The following is a 12,325-nucleotide window of genomic DNA, read 5'->3' as shown; positions in this document are numbered from 1 at the left end:
GCCGAGCGGGTAGGACCGTTGGGCGCTATGAGGGGCGAACCCAGTTGCCCGAAGTGCGGTGGCCGGGTCAGGGCGCCCGGTCTCTTCGCCGACACATGGCAGTGCGACGTACACGGTTCCGTGTACCCGCTGCAGCCGGTGATCCCGCCGAGCGTCGAGGCCCTGAGCGTCGTCGTGGCCCGTGCACAGGTCCCGGTGTGGATGCCCTGGCCGCTCCCGGTCGGCTGGCTCTTCACCGGCGTGGCGTACGCGGGGGACGACCGCAGCGGCGGGCGTGCCACCGCGGTCGCCTGCTCGGGTCCGGGACCGCTCGGCGGCGTGGGGGAGTTGCTGCTGGTCGCGGAGGAGCTCGGCGTCGGCCTCGGTGCCCGCTTCGCCGGGATCGACGGACCGGACCCCGGCCCGCACATGACCGTCGACAAGTCCCCCCAGGCCAAGGTCCTCGCCGCGGGCAGACCGACACCGCTGTGGCACGTCAACGACGCGCCGGAGGACCGCGCGGTCTTCGCCGGCGAGGCGCGGGGGCTGTGGCTGTGGGCGATCGTCTGGCCCGAGTCGACGGGGCTGCTGATGTACGACGAGCTGATACTCACCGATCTGCGGGACGCGGGCTCGGAGGTGGATCTGCTGCCGTGCGGAGCGCTGTCGCCGCGGCTGCTGTCGTGACGGCCTTCACGTGATGCGGCGGTCCGGGGGATGTTCGATTCCCCGTTACGATTGAGCGTCCCCTGCCCACCCCGAGCCCTGGAGCCACGCGTCGTGCGCATCGATCTGCACACCCACTCCACGGCCTCGGACGGTACGGACACCCCGGCCGAGCTGGTCCACAACGCCTTCGCCGCGGGACTCGACGTCGTCGCGCTGACCGATCACGACACCGTCGGCGGCCACGCCGAGGCGATCGCGGCCCTCGCCGGGCTCCCGGCGTCCTTCGCCCTCGTCACCGGCGCCGAACTCTCCTGCCGCCTGGGCGGCGTGAGCCTGCACATGCTGGCGTACCTCTTCGACCCCGGGGAGCCGGAGCTGGCTCGCGAGCGCGAGCTGGTCCGGGACGACCGGGTTCCGCGAGCCCAGGGCATGGTCGCCAAGCTCCAGGAGCTCGGCGTGCCGGTCACCTGGGACCAGGTGGCCCGTATCGCGGGCGACGGTGCCGTGGGCCGGCCGCATGTCGCGTCCGCCCTCGTCGAACTCGGCGTCGTCCCGGACGTCTCCGCCGCCTTCACGCCCGAGTGGCTCGCGAACGGCGGTCGCGCGTACGTCGAGAAGCACGAGCTCGACCCCTTCGACGCCATCCGCCTGGTCAAGGCGGCCGGTGGCGTCACCGTCTTCGCCCATCCGCTCGCGGTCAAGCGCGGCGAGGTCGTCCCCGAGGACGCCATCGCCCGACTGGCCGCGGCAGGCCTCGACGGCATAGAGGCCGACCACATGGACCACGACGAGCCGACGCGCGCACGGCTGCGCGCACTCGCCGCCGAGCTCGGCCTCCTGGCCACCGGGTCCAGCGACTACCACGGCAGCCGCAAGACGTGCCGGCTCGGCGAATTCACGACCGACCCGGAGATCTACGGCGAGATCACCCGTCGCGCGACCGGCGCGTTCCCGGTCCCCGGCACCGGCGGAGCGCCCCGCCGCTGACGCGGCCGTCCCCGCACCGGCTCATCCGGGCCGCACGCGCGGGGCGACATTCGCGTCGCGCTCGGCGGCACCACCCCAACTTCCCCCTTCACACCCCCGACACCACCTTCAAGGCTCCACTGTGTTCGACGTCGCCGTCTTCGGCTCCCTCTTCCTCACCCTCTTCGTGATCATGGATCCCCCGGGGATCACACCGATCTTCCTCGCCCTCACCTCCGGCCGTCCCGCCAAGGTCCAGCGCAGGATGGCCTGGCAGGCGGTGACAGTCGCCCTGGGCGTCATCACCGTCTTCGGCATCCTCGGGCAGCAGATCCTCGCGTATCTCCATGTCTCCGTCCCCGCCCTGATGATCGCGGGCGGTCTGCTCCTGCTGCTCATCGCGCTCGACCTGCTGACGGGCAAGACCGACGAACCCAAGCAGACGAAGGACGTCAATGTCGCGCTCGTGCCGCTCGGTATGCCGCTGCTGGCCGGTCCGGGTGCGATCGTCTCGGTGATCCTCGCCGTGCAGCACGCCGACGGGGTCGGGCAGCAGATCTCGGTGTGGGCCGCGATCGTCGCGATGCACGTCGTGCTGTGGCTGACGATGCGCTACTCGCTGCTGATCATCCGCCTCATCAAGGACGGCGGCGTCGTCCTGGTGACCAGGCTCGCGGGCATGATGCTGTCGGCGATCGCCGTGCAGCAGATCATCAACGGTGTCACCCAGGTGATCCAGAGCTCCTGATCCGTCGGCGCGTCGGCGCATCGGCGGTGCAGCACCATCGGCACGGCAGCACGTCGCCCCCGTACGCATTCGCTGCATACGGGGGCGACGTGCTGCTCTGGGCTGCCAGGTGTTACGAGGCCGGGGTCCCGGCCGGGCGGATGTAGATACGCTGGCCGGTTGCCGCGGCCTGCAGAACCATCCGGTTGACGGAGGCGGCGTCCACAACGGTGCTGTCCACGGCTGAGCCGTTGACATCGTCCAGTCGCATGATCTCGAAGCGCATAAGGGCCTCTCCCTTCTGTCCGTCTCTGTTCCGTCCGTTCCAACGGGATGCAGAGGGCAAACATTCCCTACGCTAAGGAAATTTTTTGGATGGCTAACTACTGGCGGGTGTCGCCGGGCCTGCACACAATGAGGTCCATATGAAAGACGACGATGAGCTCATACGCATCAGCGCCCGCCTGGAGCGCACCAACGAGCTGCTCCAGCGCATGCTCGCCGAGGTCGCGAAGACCCCGTCCACGCATGCCATCTTCGTCGACGCCGGTTACGTCTATGCTGCGGCCGGGTTGCTTGTAACGGGAACCGAAGACCGGCGCTCCTTCGATCTCGACGCCGAAGGGCTCATCGAGGCCCTGATCGACAAGGCCCGCACGATCTTCGCGGACAGCCGTCTGCTGCGCGTCTACTGGTACGACGGCGCCAGGCGCCGCATCCACACCGCCGAGCAGCAGGCGATAGCCGAGCTCCCGGACGTCAAGGTCCGGCTGGGCAACCTCAACGCCAACAACCAGCAGAAGGGCGTCGACTCCCTCATCCGCTCGGACCTGGAGTCACTCGCCCGGCACCGCTCGATCTCCGACGCGGCGCTCATCGGCGGCGACGAGGACCTGGTCTCGGCGGTGGAGGCCGCGCAGGGTTACGGCGCGCGGGTGCATCTGTGGGGTATCGAGGCCGCCGAGGGCCGAAACCAGGCGGAGCCACTGCTCTGGGAGGTCGACAGCCAGCGCACCTTCGACCTCGACTTCTGCCGCCCGTATGTGACGCGGCGGCCCGTGACCACCTACGAGGACGACACCCCGACGCCTTCCCGCGAGGACGTGCGTTTCGTGGGCGCCCAGATCGCGGCGACCTGGCTCTCCGAGCGCGGCAGAGCCACCATGGCGGAGCTGCTGCCGGGACACCCGTACCTGCCCGGGCCGGTGGACCAGGACCTGCTCATAGAGGCGGAGAAGCTGCTCCAGCACTCACTGCGCGGCTACGCGCACCTCAGGCGCGCCCTGCGCGACGGTTTCTGGCAGCACCTGCAGAGTCAGTACTGACGCCAGAACCCGGTCAGCGCACCGGCCGTCTCTGCCGGCCGGTCGGTGTTGGGTGAATGCTCGGCTCCGTCGATGACCGTGCGACGCGCGCCGAGCCGTACCGCCATCTCGTCGAGCAGCGGCACGGGCCAGGTGTCGTCCAGTGCGCCGGACAGCACGTGCTTGGGCAGCGGCACGGTGGCGAGCTCGTCGACGCGGTCCGGCTCGACCGTCAACTGGCGCCCGGTGGCGAGCAGCTGGGAGGGGTTGTGGCGCAACCAGCGGCGCCGCAGGTCCTCCCTGCCCTGCCCGTTGGGCCCGGCCTCCTCCGGCGGCTCCATCGCCCGCATCGCCTCCCAGATCTCGGCCATGTCCATGACGGCGAGAGCGTCGCTCAGCAGCTTGACCTTGCTCTGCTGACTCGGTGTGATCCGGGCGGGCCCTGACGAGATGAGGGTCAGCGTGACGAACGGGTCCGCGTCGAGGAGCACCGCCGCACGGGCGATCTGCCCGCCGAGCGAGTGACCGACAAGGTGAAGCCGACCACCGACCGCCTCCGCCTGCGCAAGCACGTCCAGGGCCAGCTCGCTCTGCGCGTACGCCTCCTGGGCCGCAGGGCCTTCGCTCTCGTACTGTCCACGGCCGTCGACCGCGACGGCGCGGTACCCGGCGGAGGCCAGGGGCTCGAGCATGGCGATGAAGTCCTCCTTGCTCCCGGTGTACCCGGGCAGGAGCATCGCGGTGCCCTTGGCCGCTCCGCCGGGCTCGGCGTCCAGCACGGCGAACGGGCCGCGCGAGGTCTCGAGCATCCGGGAACGGGCGCAGGCGGGGGGCACGAAGGTGGGCGGCCGACTCATGCGTCGAGGCTACCGATGATGAAGCGAGGGTCCGTACCCCAGGGGTACGGACCCTCGCTTCATCATCCAGGTGACAGCCGCCCGGCCGAACTCAGGCCTCCGGCTGCGTCACGGCCTTCGCCCGCGTACGCCGGCGGCGCGGCTTCGTGGGCTCTTCCGCCCCGGCCTCGGCCGGGGCAGCGGTGACGGCAGCGGCCTCGGCCGGGACGGACGCGTCGGCCTTGGAGGCAACGGAACGGGTCCGCCGGCGGCGCGGCTTGGCGGGCTCGTCCGTGAGGGCCTCGCCGGTTTCGGCCTCGGCAGCGACGGCCACCGCAGCGGCGGACTCGACGGCGGAGGTCTCCACCGCGGCCGGATCCCCGGCGGCCACGCGGGTACGCCGGCGACGGCGCGGCGTGCGCGACGCCTCGGAAGTCTCCGACACCGCGTCGGACGCGGCGGGCTCCACGGCCTCGGCCTGTGTGGCAGCCGTGGCCTCGTCCAGCGGCGAGCCACCGCGGGTACGGCGGCGCTGGCGCGGCGTACGCGTACGGGCCGGATGCTCGGCGTGCTCAGCGGGCTTGGTGCGCCCCGCGGAACGCGCCCCGCGGCCACCGGTCTCGCCGAGGTCCTCCAGCTCCTCCGCCCCGAGGCCGGCGCGGGTGCGTTCGGCGCGGGGGAGGACGCCCTTCGTGCCGGCGGGGATGCCGAGCTCCTCGAAGAGGTGCGCGGAGGTGGAGTACGTCTCGACCGGGTCGTTGAAGTTCAGGTCCAGCGCCTTGTTGATCAGCTGCCAGCGCGGGATGTCGTCCCAGTCGACCAGCGTCACGGCGGTGCCGGACGCGCCCGCGCGGCCGGTGCGGCCGATGCGGTGGAGGTACGTCTTCTCGTCCTCCGGCGTCTGGTAATTGATCACGTGCGTGACGCCTTCGACGTCGATGCCGCGCGCGGCGACATCGGTGCACACGAGGACATCGACCTTGCCGTTGCGAAACGCACGGAGCGCCTGCTCACGCGCGCCCTGGCCCAGGTCGCCGTGAACGGCGCCGGACGCGAAGCCACGCTGGGCGAGCTGGTCCGCGATGTCCGCGGCCGTGCGCTTCGTACGGCAGAAGATCATCGCGAGACCGCGGCCGTCGGCCTGCAGGATGCGCGAGACCATCTCCGGCTTGTCCATCGAGTGCGCGCGGTAGACGCGCTGTGTGATGTTCGCTACGGTCGCGCCCTCGTCGTCCGGCGAGGTCGCGCGGATGTGCGTGGGCTGGGACATGTAGCGGCGGGCGAGCCCGATCACCGCGCCCGGCATCGTGGCCGAGAACAGCATGGTCTGGCGCTTGGCCGGCAGCAGCTGGATGATCTTCTCGACGTCGGGCAGGAAGCCCAGGTCGAGCATCTCGTCGGCCTCGTCGAGGACGAGAGCCCTGACGTGCGACAGGTTCAGCTTCTTCTGGCCGGCCAGGTCGAGGAGGCGTCCGGGCGTGCCGACGATGACGTCGACGCCCTTCTTGAGCGCCTCGACCTGCGGCTCGTACGCACGGCCGCCGTAGATCGCGAGAACGCGGACGTTGCGCACCTTGCCCGCGGTCAGCAGGTCGTTGGTGACCTGCGTGCACAGCTCGCGGGTGGGGACGACCACAAGCGCCTGCGGGGTGTCGGTCAGCTGCTCGGGCTTGGCCCGGCCCGCCTCGACGTCCGCGGGGACGGTGACGCGCTCCAGGATCGGAAGGCCGAAACCGAGGGTCTTGCCCGTGCCGGTCTTGGCCTGGCCGATGACGTCCGTACCGGAAAGGGCGACGGGGAGGGTCATCTCCTGGATGGGGAAGGGGGACGTGATGCCGACGGCCTCGAGGGCCTCGGCGGTCTCGGGAAGGATCCCGAGCTCTCGGAAAGTCTTGATCTGCGTAGTCAGGGTGTTGCCTCTTCTGTGAGACGCGGCGCGAGGCGAACGCATGGGGGTCTTACCGCACCTGTGGTACTGGCGGCCGACCGTGGATTGGCCGGAAGGCGCGGGACCACTGCCGTCGCTCGAGCGCTCGTGCCGCTGAGGTCCCCTCGTGTGGCGAAATGCGCACAGAGGGCTGTCGGGTCGGAGCCGATCGGGCCACCGACCGGGCATCCTCATTCATTTGGCCCGTCGAAATATTCGACAGGCTCAATACCACTGTACCCCGGAATCGCGCATGTGTGTTGGGCGAATTCCTCGGAGCCGTGTCGCGGCGGGTGCTGACCAGGCCCTTCGGCCGCCCGGGTGGCGGGCTATTGTGCGCTTCATGGAGACGCCTGACAACGCCACCGCGCCGGTGACCGACACTGCCGAAGAACTGACCGGAATCGCCGCCCAGGACTGGGCCGCGGCTTCCGCCGACCCCCAGTACCGCGCCGCTGTCGTGGATCTGCTGGGGGCGCTCGCGTACGGCGAACTGGCGGCCTTCGAGCGGCTCGCCGAGGACGCGAAACTGGCGCCGACGCTGGCCGACAAGGCGGAACTGGCGAAGATGGCCTCCGCCGAGTTCCACCACTTCGAGCAGCTGCGGAACCGGCTGGCCGCAATCGAGACGGAGCCGACCGCGGCGATGGAGCCGTTCGCCGCCGCGCTCGACGAGTTCCATCGCCAGACCGCCCCTTCGGACTGGCTGGAGGGCCTGGTCAAGGCCTACGTCGGCGACTCGATCGCCAGTGACTTCTACCGCGAGGTCGCGGTACGGCTGGACTCCGACACCCGCAAGCTGGTGCTGGCCGTGCTCGACGACACCGGGCACGGCAACTTCGCGGTCGAGAAGGTGCGCGCCGCCATCGATGCCGACCCGCGGGTCGGCGGCCGGCTCGCGCTCTGGGCGCGCCGACTGATGGGCGAGGCGCTGTCGCAGGCGCAGCGGGTCGTCGCGGAGCGGGACGCGCTGTCGACGATGCTCGTCGGCGGGGTCGCGGGCGGGTTCGACCTGGCAGCGGTGGGCGAGATGTTCACCCGCATCACGAAGGCGCACACCAAACGGATGGCCGCGCTGGGCCTGGCGGCCTGAGCCGGGTTCTCGGCGAGCCGGTACGTGTCCGGGGGCCCGCGTCAGACGGCGGCTGATCGTCGCAGTCGGCGGGCTTCCGGGCGGATCAGCAGCGAGATCGTCACACCTCCGACGAACAAGGCGCCCAGCAGCGTCCCGAGCACATGGCCGGGACCGAGCGCTGCGTGCGTCAGATACGCCCCGAAGAGCGCGCCGAGGGTGCCCGTCGCGTAGACCGTGCGCGAGGCCGGAAGCCGGTGGGCGAGCCGTCGTACGGCTGCCCAGGAGAGAACGATTCCGAGCAGGGCGGAGCCGAGAGCTTCCAGGATCACCACGGATCACCTCACGTGCGCCGGCCGGGCATATCGGGTCGTAGCCCGTCCTACCCGAACCCACCACAGCGCAACCCTCCGCGCAACTCGAGGGTCCGATGTCCGCGGACGGCCCGGCGGAGCCCGTGAAAGGGCTGGTGGGAACCCTCCGGGGAGCCTGTCCGTGGAGCCCGACGAAGGCCGGTGCACCTGTGAAGGGCCCCGCGTCCGTGAAGGGCCGTGAACGTGAGGGGCCCGGCGGGATCGTCCCGCCGGGCCCCTCATGTGCGGCTCGGGTCCTAGAGCGCGCCGAATCCGACGCGGCGCGTGGCCGGCTCGCCGATTTCGACATACGCGACCCTGTCGGCCGGTACGAGCACCTTGCGGCCCTTGTCGTCCGTCAGGCTGAGCAGCTGCGCCTTGCCGGCCAGCGCGTCGGCGACGGCCTGCTCGACCTCCTCGGCGGTCTGGCCGCTCTCCAGAACGATCTCCCGGGGCGCGTGCTGCACGCCGATCTTGACCTCCACGGCTATGTCCCTCCGAACGGTCAGCGATGCGCGGTCAGCCGCGCCGTACGCTGCACACATTAGCCCGGTGAGGGGACGCTGCACGGCCCGGCCGCGCACGCCCGCAGCGAACAGCGGCCCGGGAGTCCCGTCAGTTGCCGTCGCTCCCGTGCAGCGGGAACCCGGCGACACCCCGCCAGGTCAGCGACGTCAGCAGCTGCACCGCCGTGTCCCGTGGAATCGCGGACCCGCTCGACAGCCAGTACCGCGCCACCACCTGCGCCACGCCGCCCAGTCCTACGGCCAGCAGCATGGACTCGTCCTCCGACAGCGCGGTGTCCTCTGCGATGACCTCCGAGATCGCCTCCGCGCACTGCAGCGACACCCGCTCCACGCGCTCACGCACGGCCGGCTCGTTGGTCAGGTCCGACTCGAAGACCAGACGGAACGCGCCGCCCTCGTCCTCCACGTACGCGAAGTACGCGTCCATCGTCGCGGCGACCCGCTGCTTGTTGTCCGTCGTCGACGCCAGCGCACCACGTACGGCCTGCAGCAGTGACTCGCAGTGCTGGTCCAGCAGCGCCAGGTAGAGCTCGAGCTTCCCGGGGAAGTGCTGGTACAGCACCGGCTTGCTCACGCCGGCCCGCTCCGCGATGTCGTCCATCGCCGCGGAGTGGTAGCCCTGCGCGACGAACACCTCCTGGGCCGCGCCCAGGAGCTGGTTGCGTCGGGCCCGGCGCGGCAGACGGGTGCCTCGCGGGCGCGCCGCCTCTGTCTGCTCGATGGCTGTCACGCGGCCTCCCACGTTCGATGTCACATGCACAGTGTCCCGTGCCGCGGTTTGTGCGCCGCGCCCGCCATCGTACTTTTGGGTAACCCTGGTGTGCGCGGTGCGAGCGCAGAATTTCACGTACCGGACGCGCGCGATAGCCGAAGCCCACCGATTCCCCGTTGAATCAGCGGTATCAGCGGTATCAGCGGTATCAGCGGTCTCGTCGGTATCAGCGGTAGTCGTCCTCGTCGAGGCTGACCACCCGCGCCTGTTCGGCGGCATCGGCCTCGTTCGCGGCCCCGATGTCGATCCCCGTCGGCGGATCGTCCTGCTGCTGTCGCAGCTCGGTGTGCTGTTCCGCGGCGTCGGCCTCCGGGACCTCCTGGTCCAGTTCCACCAGCTCGGCGAGCTCTTCGAGAGCGACTGCCTGGCCCTGATCGTCTTCCGTCAAGGTTTCCGGGTCCGTCGGATCGACAGCCATCTGGATCCCTCTCCTGTGCGTTTGCGGGCAGCAGGGGCCGGGGTGCATGCCCATGTACTACGAGCCTAGGAGTTCCGCCTCCCCGGCGCTATGCGGTGAGCTGTACTGTTTCGGGTGCCCAGCCGGGCGCGGGCCATGCGGTGAGCTGTGCGGTGTGTGACCGCGAACACAGGATTCGCCGCGTGATCGTCTCGTAACATTGCCCGCATGTCTTCGACCGAGCTGCCGGAAGCCCGCGCCGCCGAGTCGCCCCCGCGGGTCCGCGCCGTACGGGTAGCGGCAGGGGAGGAGCTGCGTTCGGTCGCGCTGCCCGGGCTGACGCTCACCGTGCGCGCCCGGCCGCCGGCCCGTCCCGGACTGCCGCCCGCGCTGTACGTCCACGGCCTCGGCGGCTCCTCGCTGAACTGGTCCGCGATGATGCGGCTGCTCGAGGACCGGGTGGACGGTCAGGCCGTCGACCTGCCCGGCTTCGGGGACTCCGCGCCACCGGACGACGGCAACTACTCGGTGACGGGACACGCCCGGGCGGTCATCCGGATGCTCGACGCCGGCCGCCGCGGTCCCGTCCATCTGATCGGGAACTCCCTGGGCGGCGCGGTCTGCACCCGCGTCGCGGCCGTACGCCCCGATCTCGTCCGCACCCTCACGCTCGTCTCACCGGCCCTGCCCGAGCTCCGCGCACAGCGCTCGGCCTGGCCCACCGTGCTGCTCGCGGTGCCCGGTGCGGCGCGGCTGTTCAACCGTCTGACGAAGGACTGGACGGCGGAGATGCGGGTCCGCGGAGTGCTGGCACTCTGTTACGGGGACCCGGGCCGGGTGTCCGACGAGGGGCTGCGCCACGCCGTCGAGGAGATGGAGCGGCGACTGGAACTGCCGTACTTCTGGGATGTGATGTCCCGCAGCTCCCGGGGCATCGTCGACGCCTATACCCTCGGCGGGCAGCACGGGCTGTGGCGACAGGCCGAGCGGGTGCTGGCGCCGACTCTGCTCGTGTACGGCTGCCGGGACCAGCTCGTCTCGTACCGTATGGCACGCAGGGCGGCCGCGGCGTTCCGCGACTCACGTCTGCTGACGCTCCCGGACGCCGGGCACGTCGCCATGATGGAGTATCCGGAGACGGTCGCCCAGGCCGTGAGGGAACTTCTCGACGACAGCGGTAGGAGCTGATCCGGGGCGTGGGACGACACAGCCGCAAGGGCCCCGCACCCAAGGCCGACAACGGCGGGGCGACGGGCGCGAAGGGAGCGACGGCTGCGACGTCGTCCACCACGGCGACCTCGGCGGGCAACGGCCGGCGCAGGCGGTCCGCATCCACAGACCCCGAGCAGCACTCCGGTGGCGCGGCGTACGGCACCCCGGCCCACGGCACTCCCGCGTACGGCACCCCGGCCCACGGGACTCCCCAGGTGCGGGGCGGTCATCCGGAGCAGCGGGAGCCGGGCGGCGGCTGGGGCGCACCCGGGAGTGGCGGCGCACCCCAGAGTGGCGGCCGGTACGGGGACTGGCAGGGTGTCCCGCGCGGACAGACCACGTCGACGACCGGCCGGCACCCGGTCGCGTCCCCGTCCGGGGCTCAGCGGCAGGGGCCGCCGCCGGTCGGCGCGGGCGCGCGCATCCCGGGCCCGCGGCGGGAGTTCGTCGAGGCATTCGACGAGACCGGGCCGCAGGAGGCGGTGTCCCGGCCCGGTGGCCCCCGGAAGGGGTCGCCCGTCCCGGGGAACTCCGGGGCCTTGTCGGTTTCGCCCGGCGAACCTCTCGAGGCGGACGCACCGTCCAAGCCCGCCAAGGGCCGTACGTTCACCGGAATCGCGGCAGCGGCCGTCACCACCGTCCTCGCCGTCGTCGTCGCCGGACAGGTCACCGACACAGGTGCGGACGCGGCCGGTTCACGGGCCGCGGGCGGCGCGGACCGGGGCAGCGACGAGGGCGCGTCCCGCTCGGACAACAGGCTCGGCCCGCAGCAGGCCGCCCCGCGCGCGCCGGCCGCTCCGCCCACCTACGCCCAGCTGATGGCACAACAGTTCCCGCTCGACGCCAAGCTCAAGGGCCCGGGGGGCTTCGAGGCGTTGCCGGGCTTCGACAAGGCGCCGGGCAAGGGCCGCAAGGTCCGCTACCGGATCGACGTCGAGAAGGGGCTCGGCCTGGACGGCAAGCTGTTCGCCCAGGCCGTCCAGCAGACCCTCAACGACGACCGGAGCTGGGCGCACGACGGAGCCATGAGCTTCGAACGGGTCTCGTCCGGGAAGCCGGAGTTCGTGATCACCCTGGCCAGCCCGGGGACCACGGCGGTCTGGTGCGCCAAGTCGGGTCTGGACACCAGCGTCGACAACGTCTCGTGCGACTCCGCGTCCACCGACCGCGTGATGATCAACGCCTATCGCTGGGCGCAGGGCTCGGAGACCTACGGAGCCAAGGCGATGCTCACGTACCGTCAGATGCTGATCAACCATGAGGTCGGCCACCGGCTCGGAAACGGCCATGTGAACTGCAGCACGCCCGGCGCCCTCGCGCCCGTGATGCAGCAGCAGACGAAGTCGCTCGACGTCGACGGGGTCAAGTGCCGTCCCAACCCCTGGGTGTATCCCGGCGCCTGACGGCGTGTGATCGACCAGAACCGTAGCGCGACCGAACGCTACGACGCCGGGAAAGTTACGTGCATTCACCCCTTCCGGTGGCGGGGGGGGGCCCACCCCCGCCCCGCCCCCCCCACAAACCCCAAAACACCCGGCCCCCCCGCCCGCCCCCCCCCCCCCGGGCCCCCCCCCCCCCCCACCC

General features: G+C 71.2%; 14 protein-coding genes. 7 read left to right on the top strand and 7 right to left on the bottom strand.

What is annotated here, in order from left to right:
• Window positions 1-27 precede the first annotated feature (27 nt).
• The 3 genes from ACFU5O_RS08150 to ACFU5O_RS08140 all read left to right on the top strand — a co-directional run bounded on the left by ACFU5O_RS08150 (window position 28) and on the right by ACFU5O_RS08140 (window position 2,362).
• Window positions 28-666, top strand: a complete 639-nt coding sequence (locus ACFU5O_RS08150; protein ID WP_384237897.1) for a DUF6758 family protein — start codon at window positions 28-30, stop codon at window positions 664-666.
• A 93-nt stretch (window positions 667-759) separates the two neighbouring features.
• Window positions 760-1,635: a PHP domain-containing protein gene (locus ACFU5O_RS08145; protein ID WP_384237895.1), complete on the top strand. Its 876-nt coding sequence runs from the start codon at window positions 760-762 to the stop codon at window positions 1,633-1,635.
• Between the two features lie 121 nt (window positions 1,636-1,756).
• The gene (locus ACFU5O_RS08140; protein ID WP_384237893.1) at window positions 1,757-2,362 is read left to right on the top strand and encodes a MarC family protein; all 606 of its coding nucleotides are present in this window, start codon (window positions 1,757-1,759) and stop codon (window positions 2,360-2,362) included.
• Window positions 2,363-2,474: 112 nt separating this feature from the next.
• Here the strand turns inward: ACFU5O_RS08140 and ACFU5O_RS08135 are convergent, their stop codons facing one another.
• Entirely contained in the window at window positions 2,475-2,627 is a 153-nt protein-coding gene (locus tag ACFU5O_RS08135) for a hypothetical protein (RefSeq protein WP_384237891.1), read from the bottom strand.
• Between the two features lie 139 nt (window positions 2,628-2,766).
• On the opposite strand from ACFU5O_RS08135, the gene ACFU5O_RS08130 reads away from it, so the two are divergent.
• Complete coding sequence (locus tag ACFU5O_RS08130) at window positions 2,767-3,666, top strand: NYN domain-containing protein (RefSeq protein ID WP_384237889.1); 900 nt, start codon at window positions 2,767-2,769, stop codon at window positions 3,664-3,666.
• Here ACFU5O_RS08130 and ACFU5O_RS08125 read toward each other — a convergent pair.
• The gene (locus ACFU5O_RS08125; protein WP_384237887.1) at window positions 3,657-4,502 is read right to left on the bottom strand and encodes an alpha/beta fold hydrolase; all 846 of its coding nucleotides are present in this window, start codon (window positions 4,500-4,502) and stop codon (window positions 3,657-3,659) included. The genes ACFU5O_RS08130 and ACFU5O_RS08125 overlap by 10 nt on opposite strands.
• A gap of 91 nt (window positions 4,503-4,593) precedes the next feature.
• Window positions 4,594-6,432, bottom strand: a complete 1,839-nt coding sequence (locus ACFU5O_RS08120) for a DEAD/DEAH box helicase (RefSeq protein ID WP_384237884.1) — start codon at window positions 6,430-6,432, stop codon at window positions 4,594-4,596.
• A 319-nt stretch (window positions 6,433-6,751) separates the two neighbouring features.
• Between ACFU5O_RS08120 and ACFU5O_RS08115 the strand changes: the two genes are divergently transcribed.
• Window positions 6,752-7,501 (top strand): ferritin-like fold-containing protein, encoded by a 750-nt coding sequence (locus ACFU5O_RS08115; protein WP_384237882.1) that lies wholly within the window; start codon window positions 6,752-6,754, stop codon window positions 7,499-7,501.
• 41 nt (window positions 7,502-7,542) lie between these two features.
• Here the strand turns inward: ACFU5O_RS08115 and ACFU5O_RS08110 are convergent, their stop codons facing one another.
• The 4 genes from ACFU5O_RS08110 to ACFU5O_RS08095 form a co-directional block, all read right to left on the bottom strand.
• Window positions 7,543-7,812, bottom strand: a complete 270-nt coding sequence (locus tag ACFU5O_RS08110; RefSeq protein ID WP_384237880.1) for a hypothetical protein — start codon at window positions 7,810-7,812, stop codon at window positions 7,543-7,545.
• A gap of 278 nt (window positions 7,813-8,090) precedes the next feature.
• Complete coding sequence (locus ACFU5O_RS08105) at window positions 8,091-8,318, bottom strand: DUF3107 domain-containing protein (protein ID WP_384237877.1); 228 nt, start codon at window positions 8,316-8,318, stop codon at window positions 8,091-8,093.
• Between the two features lie 130 nt (window positions 8,319-8,448).
• Window positions 8,449-9,090: a TetR/AcrR family transcriptional regulator gene (locus ACFU5O_RS08100; RefSeq protein ID WP_384237875.1), complete on the bottom strand. Its 642-nt coding sequence runs from the start codon at window positions 9,088-9,090 to the stop codon at window positions 8,449-8,451.
• Between the two features lie 208 nt (window positions 9,091-9,298).
• Window positions 9,299-9,550 carry a hypothetical protein gene (locus ACFU5O_RS08095; protein WP_384237873.1) on the bottom strand — a complete coding sequence of 84 codons (252 nt, stop codon included), beginning with the start codon at window positions 9,548-9,550 and terminating at the stop codon, window positions 9,299-9,301.
• Window positions 9,551-9,757: 207 nt separating this feature from the next.
• On the opposite strand from ACFU5O_RS08095, the gene ACFU5O_RS08090 reads away from it, so the two are divergent.
• Both ACFU5O_RS08090 and ACFU5O_RS08085 read left to right on the top strand, forming a co-directional pair.
• Window positions 9,758-10,717, top strand: a complete 960-nt coding sequence (locus ACFU5O_RS08090) for an alpha/beta fold hydrolase (RefSeq protein ID WP_384237870.1) — start codon at window positions 9,758-9,760, stop codon at window positions 10,715-10,717.
• Window positions 10,718-10,725: 8 nt separating this feature from the next.
• A complete protein-coding gene (locus tag ACFU5O_RS08085) occupies window positions 10,726-12,144 on the top strand; it encodes a DUF3152 domain-containing protein (protein WP_384237868.1) in 1,419 nt (472 codons plus the stop codon).
• Window positions 12,145-12,325: the final 181 nt, after the last annotated feature.

The sequence above is a fragment of the Streptomyces sp. NPDC057445 genome (genome assembly GCF_042802855.1).
Classification (GTDB): domain Bacteria; phylum Actinomycetota; class Actinomycetes; order Streptomycetales; family Streptomycetaceae; genus Streptomyces.
This window is presented reverse-complemented; position numbering and strand designations above follow the sequence as displayed.

What these genes read in the sequence shown, in the direction of transcription:
- ACFU5O_RS08130 (WP_384237889.1), top strand. Translation starts at nt 2,767, where the DNA reads ATGAAAGACGACGATGAGCTCATACGCATCAGCGCCCGCCTGGAGCGC.
- ACFU5O_RS08115 (WP_384237882.1), top strand. Translation starts at nt 6,752, where the DNA reads ATGGAGACGCCTGACAACGCCACCGCGCCGGTGACCGACACTGCCGAA.
- ACFU5O_RS08095 (WP_384237873.1), bottom strand. Translation starts at nt 9,550, where the DNA reads ATGGCTGTCGATCCGACGGACCCGGAAACCTTGACGGAAGACGATCAG.
- ACFU5O_RS08150 (WP_384237897.1), top strand. Translation starts at nt 28, where the DNA reads ATGAGGGGCGAACCCAGTTGCCCGAAGTGCGGTGGCCGGGTCAGGGCG.
- ACFU5O_RS08120 (WP_384237884.1), bottom strand. Translation starts at nt 6,432, where the DNA reads ATGCGTTCGCCTCGCGCCGCGTCTCACAGAAGAGGCAACACCCTGACT.
- ACFU5O_RS08090 (WP_384237870.1), top strand. Translation starts at nt 9,758, where the DNA reads ATGTCTTCGACCGAGCTGCCGGAAGCCCGCGCCGCCGAGTCGCCCCCG.
- ACFU5O_RS08135 (WP_384237891.1), bottom strand. Translation starts at nt 2,627, where the DNA reads ATGCGCTTCGAGATCATGCGACTGGACGATGTCAACGGCTCAGCCGTG.
- ACFU5O_RS08125 (WP_384237887.1), bottom strand. Translation starts at nt 4,502, where the DNA reads ATGAGTCGGCCGCCCACCTTCGTGCCCCCCGCCTGCGCCCGTTCCCGG.